This is a genomic window from Desulfoluna sp. CLI2B (assembly GCF_056847375.1).
The window spans coordinates 608,891-630,111 of the sequence record NZ_CP186557.1 but is presented as its reverse complement, the minus strand read 5'-3'; the positions used below and the strand labels follow the sequence as shown (position 1 = coordinate 630,111).

General features: G+C 58.9%; 18 protein-coding genes, 2 tRNA genes and 1 pseudogene. 19 read left to right on the top strand and 2 right to left on the bottom strand.

Going from position 1 to position 21,221, the window contains the following annotated elements:
* Positions 1 to 5: 5 nt before the first annotated feature.
* From ACOYW2_RS03045 to ACOYW2_RS02990, 12 genes and pseudogenes are all read left to right on the top strand, one after another.
* Positions 6 to 362: a GPW/gp25 family protein gene (locus tag ACOYW2_RS03045; protein WP_482415181.1), complete on the top strand. Its 357-nt coding sequence runs from the start codon at positions 6 to 8 to the stop codon at positions 360 to 362.
* Positions 359 to 1,252 carry a baseplate assembly protein gene (locus ACOYW2_RS03040; RefSeq protein WP_482769352.1) on the top strand — a complete coding sequence of 298 codons (894 nt, stop codon included), beginning with the start codon at positions 359 to 361 and terminating at the stop codon, positions 1,250 to 1,252. Before ACOYW2_RS03045 ends, ACOYW2_RS03040 begins: the two co-directional genes overlap by 4 nt.
* Positions 1,249 to 1,818 (top strand): phage tail protein I, encoded by a 570-nt coding sequence (locus ACOYW2_RS03035; protein ID WP_482769351.1) that lies wholly within the window; start codon positions 1,249 to 1,251, stop codon positions 1,816 to 1,818. The genes ACOYW2_RS03040 and ACOYW2_RS03035 overlap by 4 nt, the downstream gene beginning before the upstream one ends.
* Positions 1,819 to 1,827: 9 nt before the next feature.
* Entirely contained in the window at positions 1,828 to 3,093 is a 1,266-nt protein-coding gene (locus ACOYW2_RS03030; RefSeq protein WP_482769350.1) for a phage tail-collar fiber domain-containing protein, read from the top strand.
* A complete protein-coding gene (locus ACOYW2_RS03025; protein ID WP_482769349.1) occupies positions 3,093 to 3,731 on the top strand; it encodes a tail fiber assembly protein in 639 nt (212 codons plus the stop codon). The genes ACOYW2_RS03030 and ACOYW2_RS03025 overlap by 1 nt, the downstream gene beginning before the upstream one ends.
* Before the next feature lie 54 nt (positions 3,732 to 3,785).
* Complete coding sequence (locus tag ACOYW2_RS03020) at positions 3,786 to 4,964, top strand: phage tail sheath subtilisin-like domain-containing protein (RefSeq protein ID WP_482769348.1); 1,179 nt, start codon at positions 3,786 to 3,788, stop codon at positions 4,962 to 4,964.
* Between the two features lie 401 nt (positions 4,965 to 5,365).
* A pseudogene (locus ACOYW2_RS03015) lies at positions 5,366 to 5,773 on the top strand (phage major tail tube protein); the annotation flags it as partial.
* A gap of 329 nt (positions 5,774 to 6,102) precedes the next feature.
* Positions 6,103 to 6,348: a phage tail assembly protein gene (locus ACOYW2_RS03010; RefSeq protein ID WP_180136728.1), complete on the top strand. Its 246-nt coding sequence runs from the start codon at positions 6,103 to 6,105 to the stop codon at positions 6,346 to 6,348.
* Positions 6,349 to 6,840: 492 nt separating this feature from the next.
* A complete protein-coding gene (locus ACOYW2_RS03005) occupies positions 6,841 to 9,456 on the top strand; it encodes a phage tail family protein (protein WP_482769347.1) in 2,616 nt (871 codons plus the stop codon).
* Positions 9,449 to 9,886 (top strand): phage tail protein, encoded by a 438-nt coding sequence (locus tag ACOYW2_RS03000; protein WP_180136730.1) that lies wholly within the window; start codon positions 9,449 to 9,451, stop codon positions 9,884 to 9,886. Before ACOYW2_RS03005 ends, ACOYW2_RS03000 begins: the two co-directional genes overlap by 8 nt.
* Positions 9,883 to 10,089: a tail protein X gene (locus ACOYW2_RS02995; protein WP_482415172.1), complete on the top strand. Its 207-nt coding sequence runs from the start codon at positions 9,883 to 9,885 to the stop codon at positions 10,087 to 10,089. Before ACOYW2_RS03000 ends, ACOYW2_RS02995 begins: the two co-directional genes overlap by 4 nt.
* A 1-nt stretch (position 10,090) precedes the next feature.
* Positions 10,091 to 11,059 (top strand): phage late control D family protein, encoded by a 969-nt coding sequence (locus ACOYW2_RS02990; RefSeq protein ID WP_482769346.1) that lies wholly within the window; start codon positions 10,091 to 10,093, stop codon positions 11,057 to 11,059.
* Between the two features lie 789 nt (positions 11,060 to 11,848).
* On the opposite strand, the gene ACOYW2_RS02985 is transcribed toward ACOYW2_RS02990, so the two are convergent.
* Together ACOYW2_RS02985 and ACOYW2_RS02980 are read right to left on the bottom strand one after the other, a co-directional pair.
* Positions 11,849 to 13,060: a histone deacetylase family protein gene (locus ACOYW2_RS02985; RefSeq protein WP_482769345.1), complete on the bottom strand. Its 1,212-nt coding sequence runs from the start codon at positions 13,058 to 13,060 to the stop codon at positions 11,849 to 11,851.
* Positions 13,061 to 13,257: 197 nt separating this feature from the next.
* A complete protein-coding gene (locus ACOYW2_RS02980) occupies positions 13,258 to 14,904 on the bottom strand; it encodes a hydantoinase/oxoprolinase family protein (RefSeq protein WP_482769344.1) in 1,647 nt (548 codons plus the stop codon).
* Between the two features lie 771 nt (positions 14,905 to 15,675).
* On the opposite strand from ACOYW2_RS02980, the gene ACOYW2_RS02975 reads away from it, so the two are divergent.
* The 7 genes from ACOYW2_RS02975 (at position 15,676) to ACOYW2_RS02945 (ending at position 21,182) form a co-directional block, all read left to right on the top strand.
* Positions 15,676 to 16,398, top strand: coding sequence for an enoyl-CoA hydratase/isomerase family protein (locus tag ACOYW2_RS02975; protein ID WP_482769343.1), 723 nt, complete (start codon positions 15,676 to 15,678; stop codon positions 16,396 to 16,398).
* A 39-nt stretch (positions 16,399 to 16,437) separates the two neighbouring features.
* Positions 16,438 to 16,845 carry a VanZ family protein gene (locus ACOYW2_RS02970; protein WP_482769342.1) on the top strand — a complete coding sequence of 136 codons (408 nt, stop codon included), beginning with the start codon at positions 16,438 to 16,440 and terminating at the stop codon, positions 16,843 to 16,845.
* A gap of 533 nt (positions 16,846 to 17,378) precedes the next feature.
* Complete coding sequence (locus ACOYW2_RS02965; RefSeq protein ID WP_482769341.1) at positions 17,379 to 18,704, top strand: (Fe-S)-binding protein; 1,326 nt, start codon at positions 17,379 to 17,381, stop codon at positions 18,702 to 18,704.
* Positions 18,705 to 19,302: 598 nt separating this feature from the next.
* A tRNA-Met gene (locus ACOYW2_RS02960) sits at positions 19,303 to 19,379 on the top strand.
* A gap of 61 nt (positions 19,380 to 19,440) precedes the next feature.
* A tRNA-Met gene (locus tag ACOYW2_RS02955) sits at positions 19,441 to 19,517 on the top strand.
* 302 nt (positions 19,518 to 19,819) lie between these two features.
* Positions 19,820 to 20,203 carry a DnaJ family domain-containing protein gene (locus ACOYW2_RS02950; protein WP_482421633.1) on the top strand — a complete coding sequence of 128 codons (384 nt, stop codon included), beginning with the start codon at positions 19,820 to 19,822 and terminating at the stop codon, positions 20,201 to 20,203.
* Between the two features lie 34 nt (positions 20,204 to 20,237).
* The gene (locus ACOYW2_RS02945) at positions 20,238 to 21,182 is read left to right on the top strand and encodes a D-alanine--D-alanine ligase family protein (protein ID WP_482769340.1); all 945 of its coding nucleotides are present in this window, start codon (positions 20,238 to 20,240) and stop codon (positions 21,180 to 21,182) included.
* Positions 21,183 to 21,221 lie beyond the last annotated feature (39 nt).

Sequence of the window (21,221 nt, the reverse complement as noted above, 5' to 3'; positions counted from 1 at the left end):
AAACCATGTCTGATACGACCCCTGCCGTGGGGATGGACGCTGAAACCGGCGCCCGACTCTCCGGTTACGACCACTTGAAACAGAGCATCGGCGACATCCTCTCAACGCCCCTGGGCTCCCGCGTCATGAGGCGGGACTACGGCTCCCGGCTCCCGGAGCTCATGCACGCCCCCATGACACCGGGGCTCAATGTGGAAATTTTCGCCGCCGTGGCCGAAGCCCTGGCCACCTGGGAAACCCGTTTTCGCCTGACCCGTGTGGAGTCCGTCTCCGCAGGGCCGGGCCAACTCACCCTCAGCCTTCGGGGAGACTACCTTCCCCTGGGCAAGGAGATCCTCATGGAAGGAGTGATAGTCCAATGAGCCATGCCCTGCCGACCATTGACCTGACCCGGCTCCCGGCCCCCGACGTTGTCGAGAAGCTGAGCTATGAAACCATTTTGGACCAGTGGAAAGCCACGTTTCGAGACCACTGGACCGGTGCGGAAGACGCCCCCCTGCTGGACCTGGAGTCCGACCCCGTGGTGAAACTTCTGGAAGCCGGAGCCTACAGAGAGCTTCTGCTCCGCCAGCGCATCAACGACAGCGCCAGGGCCGTGATGCTCGCCTATGCCGTGGGCAGCGATCTTGACAACCTGGCCGCCCTCACCCCGGCTGTTCGCAAGGTGATCCACCCCGGGGATCCCAATGCCGTCCCCCCGGTGCCCCCTGTCCTGGAGAGCGACGACGAGTTCCGTCGGCGCCTCCAGATGGCCCCGGAGAGTTTTTCCGTGGCCGGGCCCGAAGGCGCCTATCTCTACACTGCCCTAAAGGTGCCCGGATGCCGGGACGCGTCCGTCACCAACCCCGGCCCCTGCAAGGTGGAGGTGACCGTCCTGGGCCGAGAGGGAGACGGCACCCCATCTGACGCAGTGGTTCAAGCGGTGGAAACGGCCCTTGCCGACGGCGACGTGCGGCCCTTGACCGACGAGGTCACCGTAAAAAAAGCAACCATTTTGCCCTACGCCATCCATGCCACGCTAGCCTTTTACGACGGACCGGACACCCAGGTGGCAACGGACGCAGCCCGGGATGCAGTGAAAAACTACGTGCAATCCCACCACCGGCTGGGAGACGGCATCACCCTCTCGGGTATCTATGCCGCCCTCCACCAGCCCGGGGTACGCAAGGTCACCTTGACGAGCCCCACAGCGGACATTCCTGCCCTCGCCCACCAGGCCGCCTACTGCACGAACCTGGAGGTAATCGCATGAGCATCCTGCCTCCCAACAGCACCCGGCTGGAACGGGCCCTGGACGCAGTGCTTGCTGCCCGGCTGGAGAGCCTGCCCGTGCCCACGGCCCACCTCTGGGACCCGGCCACGTGCTTAAAGGAAACCTTGCCCTGGTTGGCCTGGGCCCTGTCCGTGGACACCTGGGACCCTGCCTGGACCAAGGACCAGAAGCGACGGGTCATCCAAAACAGCCCGGCCCTCCACCGCACCAAGGGAACCCGACGTGCCGTGGAAGACGCCCTTTCTGCTTTGGGCTTCCGGGTGGAGGTGGAGGAGTGGTGGGAAAAGAACTCCGAGGAGAGTACCCCCGGCACCTTTGACCTCGTGGTGAAGGTACCCGCCGGATACGCCGTGGACACCGCCACCTACGATGAGGTGTCTGCCCTTGCCAACCGTGCCAAAAACGCGCGGAGCCAATTAGGAACCATTTCACTGATCCCCGAGGGCCTGACACAAAAGCCTCTGTTTTCGGCTGCCACGGCCTCGGGCATCGTCACCACAATCTATCCCTTGGGCCGCATCGGCTTGGGGGACGACGTCAGATAAAGGAGCATCATGTCAGATTTCTACACCCTGTGGACCGACGCTGGCCTGCAACAGATCGGCGCATCGGTTGCTCAGGATAAAAAATTCACCATGCCCACGGCGGTGGTGGGAGACGGTGGCGGCACCCCCGTGATCCCCACCAAGGGAATGACCGACCTTAAAAGCCCTGTATGGGAAGGCCCCATCTCCAGCATCACCCAAAGCCGTACAGACGCGAATACCTTTGTCTACGAGTTTGCCGTGCCCTCGGACGCGGGCCCCTTCACCGTCCGTGAGGTAGGCCTCAAGGACGAAACCGGCGCCCTCTGCATCGTCGGCAACTTTCCCGACACCCCAAAACCAGTGGCAGCAGACGGCTCTGTTCGGGACATGGTCATCCGCATTCCCGTCCATTTTGAAAACGCCGACAGCGTCAGCCTCACCGTGGACCCTCTAGTGGTGGCTAGCAACGGAGACGTGGACCGAAAAATCGCGGTTCACAACGAGCATGGGGAATCACACCGAGATATCCGGCAGGATCTTGCCGAAAAAACAGCACAGGCCACGGAAGACAATCGAGGCACGGCAGCCATTGCCTCCCAGGAGGAGGTGGATGCTGGCGAAGATGCGATAAAGATGGTTGTGCCTGAACGGCTTAAAGCGTGGTGGGAATCGGTAAGGACGTGGGGGAATATCAAAAACAAGCCGACAGTGTTTCCCCCCTCACCACACACCCACACACCAGACCAAGTGGGGTGTGGTGAGTTAAGAGGCTATGAAGCAGGAGATGAAATTATGCTCTCCTACGTGCCTAGCATCGAAGAAATGGACTCTCGTCGGTTGCTTGAGCGTAACGGCGCTTCGTTGCTCCGGTCTGACTATCCTGAATTATTTAAAAAAATAGGAACCATATATGGTTTCGCAGACTCAGACCATTTCAATTTACCGGATGACCGCGGCCTATTCCCACGCTTCTGGGACCATGGCGCAAATATTGACCCTGATATTGAGCAACGCCGTGATCGCGGTGATGGTGCTATTGGGGACCATGTTGGGACAATACAATATAGTATAAATAAGTCTCATATCCATGGTTTACCAACAGAGATGTCAGCAACTCCACAGTTAGGAAGTGAAGGCTGTTTTTGTGACACAGACCAAATTTGGAGACGTCGAACAGTTGTTAATAACGTAGCTTATGCTGAAAATGATTCTGTGCATGTCAACACAATGCATGATGGAAGAGGCGAATCAAGACCTATCAACAGAGTTAAATGGGGAGGTATTTTCTACTAATGTCTACGTTATATAACGCTCATCCAGAAACAGGCGAATACATGCAAGGGAATGAAACTCGACCAAACAAAAACCCCATGTATAACCCTGAAACACACAACCCGAATGACAAATACCTCTTCAACCCAAAAACCTCAACAATGATTCAACCCCTGACCACCCAAAAAAATGAAGTAAATGTCCTTCAAAACGGGACATGGGTAATTAAAAAAGATTTTCGAGGAGTCTCTTTTTGGAAAAAAGATGGCACCCACAACACCATCAAAAACATTGGTGAGCTCTTGCCTCCCGGGGTATTAACAACGCCCCCTTCATCGCATTTCCACCAAATCCACGACGGAACCGCCTGGATTGTCGACATACCCATGGTAGCCGAGTCAAGACGCCAGGAACGCGACACCAAGATTTCAGAGGCATACAGCCCCGCCATCCAACAACTCACACGCTGGATAGACAACAACCGGGAAGTCCCAGATGCCTTGGCTTACTACACCCAACAGCGGGACGCCTGGCATGCCTGGGCAGAGGCCCTGTGCGCCCTGCCGGACCAGCCCGGATTTCCCTGGCCCGAGGGTGAGGTACCCTGGCCGGAGCAGCCCCCCAGGCCGACCCCATACGATGCAACCAATAAAGGTTAACCGCCGGGTTACCGGCCCCCATTAGAGATATCAACACACAAGGAGACAAGCATTATGAGCGAAACATTCCTGCACGGCATCGAAACCATTGAAATCGACGACGGCACCCGGCCCATCCGCACTGTCAAGAGCGCGGTCATCGGCCTCATTGGCACGGCACCCGACGCCGACAATGCCCTTTTCCTGCCACGCCCGATCCCCGGCACGCCCAGGGCGGCAGCGCCCCTGGGGGACAAGGGCACCCTCAAGGCGGCCCTGGACGCCATCTTTGACCAGGCCGGTGCCATGGTGGTGGTGGTACGTGTGGACGAAGGCGCCGATGACGCAGCCACCCTCACCAATATCCTGGGCGATGCATCCACCGGCACCGGGGTCCATGCATTCCTGGCCGCGGAAAGCGTTGTCAAGGTAAGCCCCCGCCTCCTCTGCGCCCCCGGTTTTACCGGCACCCACACCGGAGATGATGCCAACCCCGTGGTGGCAGAGCTCCAGGGCCTGGCCGAAAAAATGCGGGCCGTGGTCATTGCCGACGGCCCCAACACAAACGCCACCGATGCCATCGCCTACCGGGAGACCCTGGGCAGCGATCGCGTGTTTGTGGTGGATCCCGGCGTCAAGGTGTGGGACCCCGCCACCAAGGCCAATGCGGTGCAGCCCGCTTCAGCCCGGGTTGCGGGCATGATCGCCAAGCGGGACGCGGAAAAAGGCTTCTGGTGGAGCCCCTCCAACCAGCCCGTCAACGGCATTGTGGGCACGGCGCGGCCCGTGGCCTTTCACATGAGCGACCCCGCCTCCGAGGCCAACCGCCTCAATGAGAAGTGCGTGGCCACCATCGTCCAGAAAAACGGCTACCGCCTCTGGGGCAACCGCACCACAGCCACCGACCCCATGTGGGCCTTCCTCTCCGTACGCCGCACCGCGGACATGATCTACGAGAGCATTGAAGAAGCCTTCCTCTGGGCCATGGACCGCCCCATGAGCGCCAACCTCGTTCTGGACATCCAGGAGAGCGTGGGCTCCTATCTCCGGCACCTCAAAGCCGTGGGCGCCATCCTGGGCGGCTCCTGCTGGCTCGACCCCGAGCTCAACAGCCAGGAACAGCTCATGGCGGGCAAGCTTTACCTCGACTTCGACATCGAACCCCCTGCACCCCTGGAGCACCTTACCTTCCGGGCCCACAGGGACAACGGGCACTACACCGAGCTGGTGAACCAGGTCCTTTCTGCCTCATAGCCAGGGGATATATCCCCTGGACCCCAGGTTCGCGAATGCTCCGTCCCTTCGCTTGTCGCGCCGTAGCCCATTGACGTTGAGCAGGTAACAATACCTTGCCATGGACGAAGGCGGATTCCTCAGGGACGTCACATTCGCTGACGGGCTTCGCCCGCGGAACATCACCGGTGGTGACATAACCGCGCAATCATCCATCACCCGACTCTGCCTGAATCAGATCGGGTCATAACCCCAACTCACACAGGCCCATCCCAACATCCCCGCAAAACGGGGCCGGGAGAGCCTTACCCAAACAAGGAGACACCTTATGTTGCCTAAAAAATTGAAAAATTTCACCGCCTTTGTGGACGGATCTCGGCTACGCAGGAAAGATTACCGACTGATTCGCCAAGCTCACCCTCAAAACCGAAGAGCTCCGCGCCGGCGGCATGGACGCCCCTGTTGAGGTGGACATGGGCATGGAAAAGCTCGAAGCCACCCTCACCTTTGGCGAGTACAGCGAAGCGATCTACAAAAAATTCGGCCTGGTGAACGGAAAAGCCGTGAGCCTTACCCTCCGTGGCGCTCGCCAGAACGATGAAAGTACTGATGAGATCATCATCAACCTCCAGGGCGGCTTCAAAGAGCTGGACGCAGGCTCCTGGAAAGCCGGGGACGATACCTCCCTCAAAGCCTCCGTGGCCCTTCGCTACTACAAACTCACCATCGCGGGCACAGTCCTCATCGAACTCGACGTGGAGAACATGGTCCGCAAAATCAACGGCGTGGACCAGCTCCTCGAACAGCGCCAGGCGTTGGGATTTAAGTAAATAATGTTAAACGCCTCCGGCGACCTTGCCGGGGGCCAACCTTTTGCCTGATTTATAAAAATCGGGTTTGCCAAACAGGTTTTACATATGGTGTCGGCTGTGCTGGTGAAACCGGCATACCCTGAACGGCAGCGCCCATGTATTCGTTTAAGGAGCGCCGCACCCAAAAAAAGCCGCACAGGAGTGCGGCGCTCCAACTACCTTGGCTCACCACGGGCCTTTTATGAATCCTGAAAAGCCGATGGCCGCCGGAGGACATCTCTCAAACCTGCGTCGGCCTCAATAAACACACGATTGAATCGACTCTATTTTTTTATAAGGAGACACCCATGAACACCACCACCCTCACCCTCACATTCCCCGTGACCCTCAACGGCATCGAAACCACGGCCCTTTCCATGAGACGTCCCAAGGTGCGGGACATGCTCATTGGAGAAAAAAAAGGCAAAAGCGACGCCGAGCGCGAAATCCACGTCTTTGCCAACCTCTGTGAAGTCACCCCGGACCTCATTCAGGAGCTGGACATGGCGGACTACGCCGAGCTCCAGAAAACCTACCAGGATTTTTTGTCCTAAGTCCGTCGGCAGCCAGAGCCCTCACCCTCGACATCGCCACCCACACAGGCTGGGGGTTGGGCGAGCTTCTGGAACTCGACGGCGAAGAGCTCCTGGCATGGCACCAGGCCCTGAGGGAAGCCCTGGAATAACGACTGGGCTTACAACAGCCTCCGGCGGCGAGGTGAGCCACCTCGAAAGCGGGTTGCCGTTGCGCTTTGTCCCTCGTTCCTCGGGCCAAAACGCAACGGCCTTCGGATCGGGCTTCGCCAAAAGCATGTTAACCCGGCAACTGAATACCCAACACAGGCCAACGTGAAATCGTTACACGACAGTCATGCGTCTAACCGCCGGGTTCATATAACTCGAAGCGATCTCCGGGCTAACCAAAGAAACCGACATAAACTTTACTGTTGGGCATGGGCGCAGGCCGTCAGCGAATGTGCAGGGGTGAGGAACGAACCCCGGAGCATTCGTGATCCTGGGCCTGCCCTGCTTACTGAGGAAAAACAGATGGAATCCACAGACACGCTCACGCTCCCCACGGGCACCTCGGCCGCACAGGCCATGGTGGCCGCAGGTGAAGCCGTGATTGATCAGATCAGCCGCGTTGGGCAAAGCCTTAAGGGGTTCTCCCTTGGCCTTTCCAGTACGCAAGGCGCCACCGGAAAGGCAAAAAAAAACATGCCGGGTGCCGCCCTTACGGCCACTCCCAAACAACCCAAAACGCCCGTGAGCGATGCCTTAAGCTCCCTGGCACCCATCATCACGGACCTGGGCAAGGCGGTGGCTCCCCTTCAAAAGACCGGAGAACTGGCACAGGAAGCCTGGGAAAAAGCCAAGGGCGGTGTAGGCTCGGCTTTCGCGGCCGTTAAGGCCCTCAAGGGAAATCCCAAAGACAACCAGACCAAAGCAGACACAAAGGCACCTGGAAAAGCCGCTAAAAAAAAACGGCAGAAAAAACCGGGGAAGGCAAAAAAAGAGGCCGGTGACGCAGACGGTCCAGCCAGGCCCGGCACAGCCCTTGAACGGGTCACAGCGGCGGCCTCCAAACTGGGATCGGCGTTTACGGACATCACGGAGAGCGCAGACACGGCGGTTGAAGCCTGGGACAGCGCAAACGAAGGCATGGACGCGGCGCAAAACGCTCTGGCATCCCTGCAAGAGGACTTGGGAGACTCCGGGGAAGCTCCTGACGGAAGCATCCTTCAAGGCATTCAAGCCACGGCAGGTTCCTTTCAATCAGCCCTGGGCTCCATCCAGGGGTTGGGCTCAGGAGAGCTCACCCTTCCGACGAGCCTTGCCCCCCTGACCACCGTGGTCACCGATTTCGGTGAAGGCCTGGAATCCCTCCAAGACAAAGCAGCCACCGCACAGGAGGCCTGGAACAGCGCCAAAGAAGGCGTGGATGCGGCCAAAAACGCATGGACGTCCCTGAAGCAGGGCTTTGGTAAAAAGCCCGCCAAGGACGGAGAGGATGCTGATAATACGGAAAACCAATCCGGCGCGCCTGGGTCCGTGTTCCAGGGCATCGGGACGGCGGCTTCATCCTTCCAGTCCGCCCTGGGTACTCTCAAGGGACTGGACACCGGTGACATCACCCTTCCAGCAAGCCTTGCCCCCCTTACCACCGTGGTCACTGATTTCGGTGAAGGCCTGGAATCCCTCCAAGACAAAGCAGCCACCGCACAGGAGGCCTGGAACAGCGCCAAAGAAGGCGTGGATGCGGCAAAAAACGCATGGGCATCCCTGAAGCAGGGCTTTGGTAAAAAGCCCGCCAAGGACGGAGAGGATGCTGAAAATACGGAAAACCAATCCGGCGCGCCTGGGTCCGTGTTCCAGGGCATCGGGACGGCTGCTTCATCCTTCCAGTCGCTCGGGCAATCCTCCAAGGGACTGGACACCGGTGACATCACCCTTCCGGCAAGCCTTGCCCCCCTCACCACGGTTGTCACCGATTTCAGCGAGGGGTTGGAATCCCTTCAGGAGAAAGCGGCAAGTGCCCAGGAAGCCTGGGACAGCGCCAAAGAGGGTGTGGACGCAGCGAAAAACTTGTGGGCTGGCCTGAAACAGGGACTTGGCGGATCGAAAAAGGGTGAAAAAAACGCTTCGGACAAGGCCGGTGGGAAAACCCAAAAAACACCCGGCGACCTCTTCCAAAGCGCCAAAAAAGCAACGGCCGCCTTTGAAACCACCCTCGGCCGCGTTGGCCAGATGGCACACATGGACCTCGGCCTCCCTGCCCAATTTGAACCCCTGCAATCGGTGCTCTCCAACGTGGGCAGCGGCATCGACGCCGTTCAGGAAAAAGCCGAAACCGCCAAGACCATCTGGGGAAACACCAAACAAGGGCTGGACATGGTGAAGACGGGTCTCACCACAATGTCCGGCATGGGCGGCCCCATCGGGGGCGTTGCCACCAAGCTCCTCTCCATGGGCTCGGGGGTCAAGGCCCTGGGGGGCACCTTCATCGGCTTTGCAGGCCGTGTGATCCCCATGATGGCCGGAGGCATCCGCGCCCTGTCCGCAGCTTTCATGGCCAACCCCATCGGCCTTGCCATCGCCGGGATCGCCATGGCAGCGGTGCTCATCATTAAGTTCTGGAAACCCCTGGGAGCGTTCTTCAAAGGGCTCTTTGGGGGCATTATGGGGTTAGTCAAAGGCGCCCTGGGCTGGCTCATGCCCACCTTCAAGGTCATCGGTGCTGTCTGGAAAACATTCTCAGGGCTTTTTTCCCGAAAAAAGAAATCCGAGAACGAGGAGCCCAAGGAGAAAGAGGCATCTCCCAAAGACAAAAAAAGCACTAAGGCTTCGAAAAAGACCAAACCGGGCACGGCCCTTGCCAAGAGCACCGGCGGAGCACGCGTCGGCAGTACCCCGAAACCGGGGAGCACGGCGCCCAAGCCCAAAACAGTTCAGAAGCCCAAGGGAAGCAAACGCAAAAATAAACCTGCAGTCCAAGACAAAAAGGCACAGGCCACCAGGAAAAAAAAAAAAAAACGGGACTCTGCCGGCGGCGGCCCCATCAACATCTATGTCTACGGCGCCGAAGGGCAATCCACACGGGAACTGGCCCGGGAGGTCCTGCGCCACCTGAAACGCGAACAGGCACGGAGGCTTTATGACTAAGAACCTGACCAAAGAGGAAAAAGAAGAGCAGCGCGTCAAAGAGCACCTGATGATGGCCCTGGGTGGCTACAAGTTTGCCGTGGACACGGCGGCCTATCAGGAACTCCGGCGCACTACCCCCTACACCTGGACCGAGAAGAGCCGAAGCGGACGACGACCGGCCCTGAAATTCACGGGCATGGGCAAGGAGACCATCGAGCTGTCCGGCACCATCTACCCCACCTACAAAGGAGGCCTGGGCCAGCTTGACGCCATGCGAAAAGAGGCAAAAAAAGGGAAACCCCTGCACCTGGCCGACGGATTTGGCAACACCCGAGGACGCTGGTGCATTGAAAGCATCGAAGAGACCCAGACCTTTTTTCTGCCCAACGGCATCCCGCGAAAACAGACCTTTCGCATGACCCTGTCCGCCTATGGAGACGACAAATGACCCATTACCAGACCAAGGACAACGACATGCTCGACGAAGTGGTGTACCGCTTCTACGGCACCACCTGCGGCACGGTGGAAGAGACCCTTGAAGCCAACCCCGGCCTTGCCGCCTGGGGCCCGAGGCTCCCTGCCGGGCTCACCGTAACCCTTCCGACCATCACCGGGCCCGTCACCGAGGCCCCCATCAGATTGTGGGAGTGATATGACACCGGACTACAGAATTGAAGCCAACGGCAAGGACATCACCGACACCGTCAAGGACCGGCTCATCTCCCTGGCCGTTCTGGACGAGGCCGGGCTGAGGTCCGACACCCTCGTTCTGGAACTGGATAACCGGGGCAACCGGGTGGTTCTTCCTTACACGGGGGCCCGCATCGAGGTGTGGCTGGGCTATGCGGAAAGCGGCATGGCGTCCATGGGCAGCTTCACCGCCGACGAACTCCGGGTGGAGGGCCCCGCCGAGACCCTCACCATTGTGGGCAACGCAGCTGACATGACCGAGAGCATCAAGGAGATCAAGGAGCGGTCCTGGCACGGAATCAGCCTGGGGGACCTGGTCCGTACCCTGGCCATGGAGCACGGCCTCAGCCCCCAGATCCACAGCAGCCTCGATAAAATCAATCTTGAGCATCTGGACCAAAACGAAAGCGATCTCCACCTTCTCAGCCGCCTGGCAGAACAATACGGAGCCATGACCAAAGCAGCCGCTGGGCGCCTTCTTTTCCTGCCCAGGGGAAAAGGAGCCACGGCCTCGGGGACGGCCATCCCTCCAGTGCGACTCACGGCAGAGAACCTCACCCGATGGTCCATGAGGCAGGTGGCCAGAAAGGTCTATCGCTCCACCCTGGCCTTCTGGCAGGACACGCATCGAGGGGCCAAGGGACACGCCCTGGTGGGTGCCGGGCATCCCCAGCGAGTGCTCACCGTGCCTGCCCCAACCTCCGAGGCCGCCTACACCAGGGCCCTGACCGCCCACCGCACAGGCCCGCAGCAGGAGACCACCCTCTCCCTGGAGTGCTCCGGCCGGTTCGACCTCATGGCCGGAACGCCCCTGGACCTGCGAGAGATCGGGCCGGGCATTGACGGCATGTGGGTGCTGGACCAGGTCACCCACACCCTGGACAGCACCGGGTACAACATAAGGGCCAGGGCGCGGCCCAAGGCGGCATGATGATGGGAATCAGGGATCCGGAATGACGCCCTTCGACCGGTGGAGAGGTTTTGTAACCATGTAGGATGGGCAAAGGTGGTGCCGTGACCATCGGGCACGGCATGCTCCTGGCACACCCGGCAACCGGAGAGGTGATTCCACGTATACCGATATGGGGTTCTCTCACGTCCCGATGGGATATGCATTAACGACACCGCTGGGATTTCGACCACACGATGGGCACGCTTCGCTTTGCCCATCCTACGAAGTGACGCCCTGCGACCGGTGGAGAGGTTTTGTAAACATGTAGGGTGGGCAGAGGTGGTGTCGTGCCCATGGGGCACGGCATGCCCCTGGTATACCCAGGAACCGGTGAGGGGACTCCACGTTTACCGATATGGGGTTCTCACGTCCCGGTGGGATATGCATTAACGGCACCGTTGGGATTTCGACCACACGATGGGCACGCTCCGCTTTGCCCATCCTACGAGGTGACGCCTGCGACCGGTGGAGAGGTTTTGTGAACAGGTAGGATGGGCAAAGGTGGTGCCGTGCCCATCGGGCACGGCATAAACCGAGCATACCCAGAAGCCGGTGAGGGAACTCCACGTATACCGATATAAGGTTACCACGTCCCGGTGGGATATGCATTAACGGCACCGTTGGGATTTCGACCCGACGATGGGCACGCTTCGCTTTGCCCATCCTACGAGGTAACGCCCTGTGACCGGTGGAGAGGTTTTGTGAACATGTAGGATGGGCAAAGGTGGTGCCGTGCCCATCGGGCACGGCGGTGCGGCGCTCCAAGACCTATGCCTCCCGGGGCTCGTCGTAGAATGTCTGGCTATCGAGGTCCTGCATGGTGCGGAGGGTGTAGGGGCCGTTTTTGGACTCTTCGAACCACTGTTCTGCCTTGGCACGGCAGGCGGGGCACACCCCGTTGGGGATGTGAACGCCGAAGAGGTGGTGGCCGGTGTCCGAGGAGGAGTCCACCTTGAGGGCGCCTTTGCACTCCCTGCACACGGTGATCTCATCAATCTGCATTTCATAGATCATGTCTGTGTCGTACATGATGTTGCGGCGACGGCTCACGGTCTTGTGGTTGCCCACGAGCTTGGCCTGCAGGGCCTCTCTCTGGCGCCAGGTGGAGAGGACGGCCTGACCGATCTGGCGCACCTGCCGGGTGACGTCGGGGGGCTGGGCAATGCGGGCGGCATCGAAACCCGGCTCTTTGATGCCGGTGTAGTCAAGGCCTGCAAGGGCCAGGATGATCCCGGTGTTGACATACGGGAGAGCCCCTTCGATGGAGTAGCCCCCTTCCAGAACGGCGATATCCGGGCTCAGCATGTCGGTGAGGTCGGCGTAGCCCCGGGCCGAAAAGTTCATGTTGGTGAGGGGATCGGAGAAGTGGTTGTCCTGGCCTGCGGAGTTGATGATGATCTCAGGCTTGAAATCCTCGAGGATGGGCATGACCACGTTTTCAACGGTCCAGAGGTACCCTTCGTCCGAGGTAAGGGGCGGCAGGGGAATGTTCACCGTGGTACCCAGGGCGTTGGGCCCGCCCAGCTCTTCGATGAAACCGGAGCCCGGATAGAGGGTCCGCCCGTCCTGATGAATGGATATAAACAGGGTGTCCGGGTCGTGCCAGAAGATGTCCTGGCTGCCGTCGCCGTGGTGGCAGTCCGTATCCACAACGGCCACGCGCCGCACCCCGTGCTTGGCCCTCAGGTACTCGATCATGATGGCTTCGATGTTGATGTTGCAAAAGCCCCGGTTGCCGTGGACCACCCGCATGGCATGGTGCCCGGGGGGACGCACCAGGGCAAAGCCTTTTTCCACGGCCCCTTCCATGACGGCCTTGGCCACGGTCACCGCTCCCCCTGCGCTGATGAGGTGAGATTCGGTGGTGACGCTCTCGATATCCGGAGCGCAGAAGTGCACCCGCCGGATGTCCTCATGGGTCACCAGGTCGGGCTTGAACTCGGTGATGCCCTCGATATCAAACAGCCCCTCTTCAAACACCTGGTCCTGGGTAGAGCCGCTCCTCCCGCTCCGGGTGGGTGGGATCGATGGCCCAGTCAAAGGCAGGAAAAAAGACCAACCCTGTTTTTCTGTCCGCTTTGATCATCATGCGTGTCCTTATAATATATGGACGGCTCGTAACGACGCCATCCTGCATCCTCAGTCCTTGCTACTCACCACCGGCTATATCGTACCCATCAATGAGCCCCGGCTTCACCTGGGCCCGCACCCGAATGTTCTTGCCCGTGGCGCGCATGTACGATGTTGAAGGCAATGCTCTCCACGATCTCGGTCTCCGGGCTTGCCGTACGGCTGCCTGCCTGGCGCGCCTTTTCCACCAGGAAATTCCTGGCCGTCTCTTCGGCATCATCCAGGGTGTAGTGATGGTCCATGGTTTTGGAGTAGTTCTCTTCGGGGATGAGGATCACCCCTTTTTCCGTATCGGCAAACAGAGTCACCTCGCAGGTGGTGCGGGCAAGAGCCGCCCCGATAGCGTTGGCGACGCCCCAGCGCGGAACGGGCCGCACGGCCTTGTCCGTACAGTCTGCAAGGTATCCGGAGAGGGCCTTGGCCGGGCCGCCGAGAAGAAGGATCTCCTCCGGGGCCACCCGGTACCCTTCCATCATCTCGTGGATGGTGTAGACCGGCTTGGCGTTGATCTCGGCCACGGCCTTGCGGGCATGATCCAGAATGGTGCGCCCCATGGTCTCCATGACCTTGCGGGCCGCATCCTCAGGGGAAAGACCCAAAGCCTCTCCCACGCGGCGCATCCCCTCCTCGGCCAGGGCAGGGTCCCCTTGGGTGCCGTCGGGGTCGAGGACCACCATGGCGTCCGTGGGGGTTGGCTCCGGACCGCCGAAGGCCATGGCAGGCCCAAGGCGCTGGGGTCCGATGATCACGGCCCCGTTGTCCACACGGACCTGACTGTCGCCGCCCAGGCCCACGGAGGTGCTCTTCAGGGAACGGATCAGGGTGCGCCAGGGTCCTACGGTGATGCCCAGGGGCTCCAGTACCGGAGCGCGCTTGACCAGGATGGCGATGTCCGTGGTGGTCCCCCCCACATCCAGAACCAAAGTGTCCACCGAATCCGAGGCCCAGGGAATGGATCCCATGACGCTTGCCGAAGGCCCGGACATCACCGACTCGCCGGGATGAATCATGGAGGTTTCCATCTCCATGGTGCCGCCGTCGGCTTTGAGGATATAGATGGGAATGTCGATGCCCTTTTCCTTGAGGCTGTCCCGGACGGACTCGTAGAAGCGCCGGTGAATGGCGTAGACCGATGCGTTTAAAAAGGTGGTGTGAATCCTGCGAGGAAAGTTAAGTTGCCCGGAGACGGTGTGGCCGGTGAAGACACGCTCGATCCCTTTTTTCATGAGGATCTCTTCCATGCGCTGCTCGTGGCCGGGGTTGCGGGTGGAAAATTTCCCCACCACCCCGACCGTTCGGATCCCTTTGGCAAGGAAGGCATCGGCAAGGGCCTCCACCGCGTCACGGTCCAGCCCCTCCACCACCCGCCCGCGATGATCCACAGACCCGGCAACGGTATGGTACTCCTCACAGCAACGGAACAGCATGGGGTCGAGGCCCGGCCCCCCCGCCACCACCATACCCACCGTTTCGAGTTTTCCAGTCACCACGGCGTTGGTGGTCAGGGTGGTGCTGAGCACGATGCGTTCCACCGATGCGGTGTCGGTGTCCCGGATCACGCTCTCCAGGCCGGAAAGGATGGATTCAAAAAGGTTCTCGGGGTCGGTGGGCACCTTGGTCTGCCGAATCAGCCCCTCCTTCCCGATAAGCACAACATCCGTGTGGGTTCCCCCCACATCCAGGCCGATAATCATGACTACCTCGTTTCTTTAGAAATTGGGGACTTCGGGGAGGCCAACGCCATTCGTGCCCACCCAGGCCGCTTGCCGAGCAGCGGCATCTAAGCGAACACAGGTGGGGTGGCCATGGTCCCAGGGTCTGAAATCACCGTACAGGGTCTACGGGTTCATCAGATCATGATGAGACGCAGCATCACCCGCAGGCATGGGCATCCATGGTATTGCGTCGGTGACGGAGCTCCCGGTAAGTCGAGCTGAATACTAACGTATCTATAGGAATATTCTTACGGTGTCAACACAGACTCAATCAATGATAAACCCTTGATTACGAACCATTTAGACTCGCACAGACAGAAGAGCCCTTGCCCCTGCGCGACAGTGCATATCTACCTCTGGCATCCTTGTGAAAGAACATGTTCCCCTTTTCCTCCCTGATTTTACAAAGCGCACAAACTATAAAAGCAAAAAGAACACCCAAACAGATCTGTGCTTCAATGATTTGATTTATCGATCAATAAGTTAGAAACCCAAGCACAGAGACCTTCCCCCGCCGCCCACACCTTATTTCGCACACAAATCAACTTTCCCCCTTTCTTTTTTCCATCATTTCCATTATCAGATAATAAAATATGTTTTATCCCGCAATCATTGATGCGCACACAAAAAACCCGATATCACAGAGCCTCCGACCTCTTCCGGCCAGGGCCCTCGGGTCTGAGCCGACGGCTCCGGCGCCCAATGAACCGGTTGTTTTCGATGGACCTACAATGCTTAACGGGGGTTATCATGTCTGTTGTAAAATGGGAGAAAAAGGACCGCACCGCCGTTGTCTGGATGGACAACGGCGCCAACACCCAGAACCTGGTTTTTGCCCAGGAACTGAACCGCTGCCTCGACGAGGCCATCGCCGATGAGGAGGTCACGGCCATCATCCTTACCTCCACGGACCCGAAATCCTTTTCTCAAGGGGTGGACGTCCAGTGGATGGGAGGCGCCTTTGCCGACGGAAAGCTCGATGACATCAAGGGCTTCATGTACGGCATGAACGATGTATTCACCAAGCTTCTGACCCTGCCGGTCCCCACCATCGCCGCCATCAACGGCCACGCCTTCGGCAACGGAGCCATCCTCTCCTGCGCCTGTGACTTCCGCTTCATGCGGGCCGACCGTGGCTATTTCTGCTTCCCCGAGGTGGACCTCGGCATCCCCTTCCTCCCGGGCATGCTCGCCTTCGTGAAAAAGGCCTTTGCCTTCGACCACTTCAACGACCTCTACCTCACGGGTCGCCGGGCCGGTGCACCCGAGCTCGCCGAGCGCAAGATGCTCGTCAAAGCCAGTGAGAACCCCGAGGCCCTCATGGAAGACGCCCTGGCCTTTGCCGCCACCTTCACCAAGAAGCGCGGTATCTTCAAGATCCACAAAGCGAGGAACCACAAGCAGATCCTCGACATCATGGAAGCCGAAGACAAAGAGGTCATCGAGTCCCTGGCCCTTTTCGTTACCGACTAGCCGACCACAGGAGCCGGCCCGTACAGGGCCGGCAACGCCATGCCCGTATCCATTTATACCCGCACATCCCGCATCGTCCTTGTCCTTTCCATTGCCGCCATCACCGTCTTGTCGCTGGTGCCGGTCCAGGGGAGCCTGGCCGTGAACATCTGGGACAAAGCCCAGCACGCCGGGGCCTATATCTACCTGGCCCTGCTGACGTGTGCCGCCACGCCGCTCCGGCGGCTCACCTGGCGTCACGCCGCCCTGCTCATGACCTACGGGATCTGCATCGAAGGTGCCCAGGCATTCCTTCCCTGGCGGAGTTTTTCCCTTTTGGACATGGTGGCCAACGCCTCGGGTATCGCCCTTGGCTGGGCCCTTTCGGCAGGCCTTCGCAGGGCGGGAGCACCGGGATTTGACCCCGAAAAAGAGCAAAGCCCCAACGGACGGAATTACCATCAATAATAGTGATGACTACCATCAAAAGCCCCCTCCCCTAAACACCCCATCCCACTCTGCGCATCCCCCCGGCCTGAAAGGCTTTTCAGCAACCCCTCCTTCCCATCGCCACCCCGGCGTTGATCGGAGAAGCCCCGCCCATCGAACCGCCCCGCTCGCAGTTCCCCGTCCCGAAGATCCCCTCTTCCCCTTTGAAATCATGCAACATACAGACACCGTTCCCCCGCGAAAGAGGTGTGCCGAAAACGTATCGCCGCTCCCTGCCGGGTGTGGGTATTTACTCGATATGTTTTGTTTATTCTTATTGACACGCTTTCATCTTTAAGAGTAGAAACACTATTGTCCTGAAAAGGACACTATGGTATAAATTTTTTCTTGGAATAGTTGTGAGCATAAGGTTTTCACGGATTATACCATTCATATAATGACTGATTTGCTCTTTTGTGTTGTGGGAGCACATCATCCTTTCCTGCCATAATCGACGGTAGAAACGACCAGTGGCTTGGGGCGGGAAAAATGACACGGAGGATAATGTAAGTATGGCTGAGGCAATCAAAATCGGCGGAGGCACCAGAAGTGCCTTCAAAGACAAGGTGATGGAGATCCTGCCCGAAGGTGGGAACCTCAACGCCTGTCTGACCTGCGGGCTCTGTGCCTCGGGCTGTCCGGCAACCGGACTGGCCGACATGGACCCCCGAAAGTTCCTGCGCATGGCGGCCCTGGGCATGGACGAAGAGATCGCGAAACACGACTGGGTTTGGATGTGCAGCATGTGCCAGCGCTGCGAGCGTATCTGCCCCATGGAGATCAACATCCCCCAACTGGTGTACAACGCGCGCAAGCTCACCCCGAGAGAAGAGCGACCCAAGGGTATCCTCGGCTCCTGTGACATGGCCGTAGCCAACGACACCTGCAGCGCCATGGGCTGTTCCCAGGAAGACTTCGAGTTCGTCTGCGAAGACGTCATCGACGAAGTCAAAGAGTCCCAGCCCATGTGGGAAGAGAAAGACCTCCAGGCCCCCATCGACAAGCAGGGCGCCGAGTTCTTCCTCAACCAGAACTCCCGTGAGCCCATGACCGAGCCCGAGGAGATGGTTCCCCTCTGGAAAATCCTCAACATCGTCGGCGCCGACTGGACCTACGGCAGCAAGGGCTGGGCCGGTGAGAACTACTGCATGTTCCTCTCCGATGACGAGAGCTGGAACAAACTCACCAGCACAAGCGCACAGAAGTGTAATGAATTGGGGTGCAAGACGTTCCTCAACACCGAATGAGGGCACGTTACCTTCTCAGTCCTGGCAGGACTGAAAAAATTCAACATCGAGCACAACTTCGAAGTCGAAAGCATCTACAACCTTTACGCCCAGTGGATCCGTGAGGGCAAGCTTCCCGTCAACTCCGACTGGAACAAAGAACTTGGCATCAAGTTCACCGTCCAGGATCCCTGCCAGATCATCCGTAAGTCCTATGGGGATGAAACGGCGGACAACCTGCGCTTTGTCGTTGAGTCCGTGGTCGGTAAAGAAAACTTCATCGACATGTACCCCAACAAGAGCAACAACTTCTGCTGCGGCGGCGGCGGTGGCTTCCTCCAGTCCGGCTACAAGGATGAGCGCCTCGCCTACGGCAAGATCAAAGATGCTCAGATCCAGAAAACCGGTGCCACATACTGCATCGCTGCCTGCCACAACTGCCACGCCCAGATCCATGAGCTGAGCGAGCACTACGGCGCGCACTACCACGTGGTTCACCTCTGGACCCTGATCTGCCTCTCCCTGGGCGTTCTTGCCCCCAACGAGAGAACCTACCTCGGCCCCGAGCTTCAGGACGTCAACGTTCCTGAATACATCGAGCCCGAGTTTTAATGGAGCCCCCTTTTAAGGGGAATCCGTTGCAGAGCCGATAATAAAAAGGCCGCCCGTTTCGGGCGGCCTTTTTTTATTTGGAAACCGCACAAACGCGCCCCACGCAGCCTCACACGGCCAAATCTCATCCATATACCCTTCACGCCTCCCATCCCCCCCCCCCCCCATACATAGGCCCTTCCATAATAAACGGCAAAAAAACCCACGAGACATAATCAAAGCCGAGTCCACCTGCAAGGGGAAGCGCCTCCTGCCATCACAGATCCGTGCCGATAGCCCCATCACCTTGCCCCACAAAAAAAGCTCCCCCTCCCGTGAACATAGACAAGGACACCACCACCCCCGGCCGGCACCGCTTGCACCCACGGACCGTTTTAGGCAACACGGCTTGCCGCCACAGGCCATCATGAGACCCTCGACGATTTCCGTATGATTTCCAGCTTCTGGTCAGCCAAAAATGCCGAAGAGCCAAGCCCTGCGGCTTTTTTTCCACTTTTTTATCAAAAACCCCTTGACCATTTGCTCCAAAATAGATTAAAAGCTTTTTGTCTCGACGCGGGATGGACACCATCCGCATCGAGTGCTAAATTAAAAATATGGCGATGTAGCTCAGTTGGTTAGAGCATGCGGCTCATATCCGCAGTGTCCGCGGTTCAATTCCGTGCATCGCTACCATTTATAGAGAAGCCGGTTAGTTTCCCCTCAAACTCTCCGGCTTCTTTTTTTAGAAAAATATGGCGATGTAGCTCAGTTGGTTAGAGCATGCGGCTCATATCCGCAGTGTCCGCGGTTCAATTCCGTGCATCGCTACCATAATTATAAAGAAGCCGGTGAGTTTCCCTCAAACTCTCCGGCTTTTTTTGTACCCGCCCCTTCACCCTGCCCACCACCGGTGGCCCCGGCGCGAAACGGCCCATCCCACGGCTTGATGCGCCCAGCGAATCCCCCCGGTTTACAGCTATTTCCCACTTCTTTCTTGAAATCAGCCCCAACCTTTATTAGTGTGGGGGCACACGACCCAGGCGATTTTAACCTTACCCACTGACATTGTTGAACAATCCGCTTTTACCACCATTAGGGCGTGATGATCACTATTTTCAGGATTTCAGTCACTCATGCGTATCGGTTTTAACCGCATCATTGAAGAGAAAATTCTAAAGGCCCAGGAAGACGGCAAACTCGATAATCTTCCCGGCCTCGGAAAGCCCCTGGAAATGGAAGATGACAGCCGGGTCCCCGAAGACCTGCGCCTTGCGCACAAGATCCTCAAAAACGCGGGCTGTGTTCCGCGGGAACTTGAAGACCATGTGGAGATCAGGCGCACGGAGGACCTGCTCCGGGAGAGCGACGACCTCTCGGAAACCTACCGTGCCATGAAGCGTCTCCGGCTGCTCAAGGCAAAACTCCTCCGCGACGGCCGCTCCCCGGCCATCTTCGATATCCCGGAAGCCTATCAAGAGGGCGTGCTCAACAGACTCAACAGAAAACAGAACGGTTAACGGGGCCACGGGCCCCTTTCAGGACAGATACACCATGAAGAAGTTGAACCTTGCAGTGATCTACGGAGGCACATCCCCCGAACGGGACGTCTCCCTTGTCAGCGGAAAAGAGGCCCTGGCCGCCTTGGACCAGGACCGATACACCATCCATGAGTACGACCCCAAGGACGGCCTTGACGCCCTTGTGCGTGACGCAGGAACCCTGGACGTCGCCCTCATCCTCCTCCACGGCTCCCCCGGGGAAGACGGCACCATCCAGGGCCTCCTCGACCTCTTGAAGATCCCCTACCAGGGTTCAGGCGTTCTGGGCAGCGCCATTGCCATGAACAAGGAGCTCTCCAAAAAGCTTTACCTCGACGCGGGGCTTCCCACACCCGAGGCCATCCAGGTCCGCAAGGGCGAGCCCTTTGACGCGGCAGCCACCGTGACAAAGCTCGGCCTGCCCCTCTTCGTCAAGCCTGCCTGCGGAGGCTCCAGCCTCGGCATGTTCCGGGTCTCTGAGGCCAATGAGCTGGCCGGAGCCGTCGCCAAGAGCCTTGCCTACGACGACACCGTGGTCGTGGAGGCCTTCATTGACGGACCCGAGGTCACCTGCGGCGTCCTCGGCAACGACGATCCCAAGGCCCTGCCCGTCATCGAGATCATTCCCGAAGGAGACAGCCCCTATTTCGACTACGAGGCCAAATACACCCCCGGTGCCACCACGGAGATCTGCCCGGCCCGCATCAGCGACGCCCTCACCGCCCGTGTCATGGACCTTGCCGAGCGTGCGCACCGCGCCCTTCACCTGAAGGGGTACAGCCGCACCGACATGATGATCAGAGGAGAGGACATCTTTCTCCTGGAGACCAACACCATCCCGGGGATGACCCGCACCAGCCTGCTGCCCCGGGCAGCCAAGGTCGCCGGTCTCTCCTTTTCCGCCCTCCTGGACCGGCTCATCGAGCTGGCCCTGGAGTCTAAGAACGGACAGCCGTAACAACGCCCAATTCATTTTAGGGAACGCATTGTCGTTTAT

Bases quoted from the DNA above. Each gene is read 5' to 3' on its own strand.
- ACOYW2_RS03045 (WP_482415181.1), top strand. From the start codon at position 6: ATGTCTGATACGACCCCTGCCGTGGGGATGGACGCTGAAACCGGCGCC.
- ACOYW2_RS03040 (WP_482769352.1), top strand. From the start codon at position 359: ATGAGCCATGCCCTGCCGACCATTGACCTGACCCGGCTCCCGGCCCCC.
- ACOYW2_RS03035 (WP_482769351.1), top strand. From the start codon at position 1,249: ATGAGCATCCTGCCTCCCAACAGCACCCGGCTGGAACGGGCCCTGGAC.
- ACOYW2_RS03030 (WP_482769350.1), top strand. From the start codon at position 1,828: ATGTCAGATTTCTACACCCTGTGGACCGACGCTGGCCTGCAACAGATC.
- ACOYW2_RS03025 (WP_482769349.1), top strand. From the start codon at position 3,093: ATGTCTACGTTATATAACGCTCATCCAGAAACAGGCGAATACATGCAA.
- ACOYW2_RS03020 (WP_482769348.1), top strand. From the start codon at position 3,786: ATGAGCGAAACATTCCTGCACGGCATCGAAACCATTGAAATCGACGAC.
- ACOYW2_RS03010 (WP_180136728.1), top strand. From the start codon at position 6,103: ATGAACACCACCACCCTCACCCTCACATTCCCCGTGACCCTCAACGGC.
- ACOYW2_RS03005 (WP_482769347.1), top strand. From the start codon at position 6,841: ATGGAATCCACAGACACGCTCACGCTCCCCACGGGCACCTCGGCCGCA.
- ACOYW2_RS03000 (WP_180136730.1), top strand. From the start codon at position 9,449: ATGACTAAGAACCTGACCAAAGAGGAAAAAGAAGAGCAGCGCGTCAAA.
- ACOYW2_RS02995 (WP_482415172.1), top strand. From the start codon at position 9,883: ATGACCCATTACCAGACCAAGGACAACGACATGCTCGACGAAGTGGTG.
- ACOYW2_RS02990 (WP_482769346.1), top strand. From the start codon at position 10,091: ATGACACCGGACTACAGAATTGAAGCCAACGGCAAGGACATCACCGAC.
- ACOYW2_RS02980 (WP_482769344.1), bottom strand. From the start codon at position 14,904: ATGATTATCGGCCTGGATGTGGGGGGAACCCACACGGATGTTGTGCTT.
- ACOYW2_RS02975 (WP_482769343.1), top strand. From the start codon at position 15,676: ATGTCTGTTGTAAAATGGGAGAAAAAGGACCGCACCGCCGTTGTCTGG.
- ACOYW2_RS02970 (WP_482769342.1), top strand. From the start codon at position 16,438: ATGCCCGTATCCATTTATACCCGCACATCCCGCATCGTCCTTGTCCTT.
- ACOYW2_RS02950 (WP_482421633.1), top strand. From the start codon at position 19,820: ATGCGTATCGGTTTTAACCGCATCATTGAAGAGAAAATTCTAAAGGCC.
- ACOYW2_RS02945 (WP_482769340.1), top strand. From the start codon at position 20,238: ATGAAGAAGTTGAACCTTGCAGTGATCTACGGAGGCACATCCCCCGAA.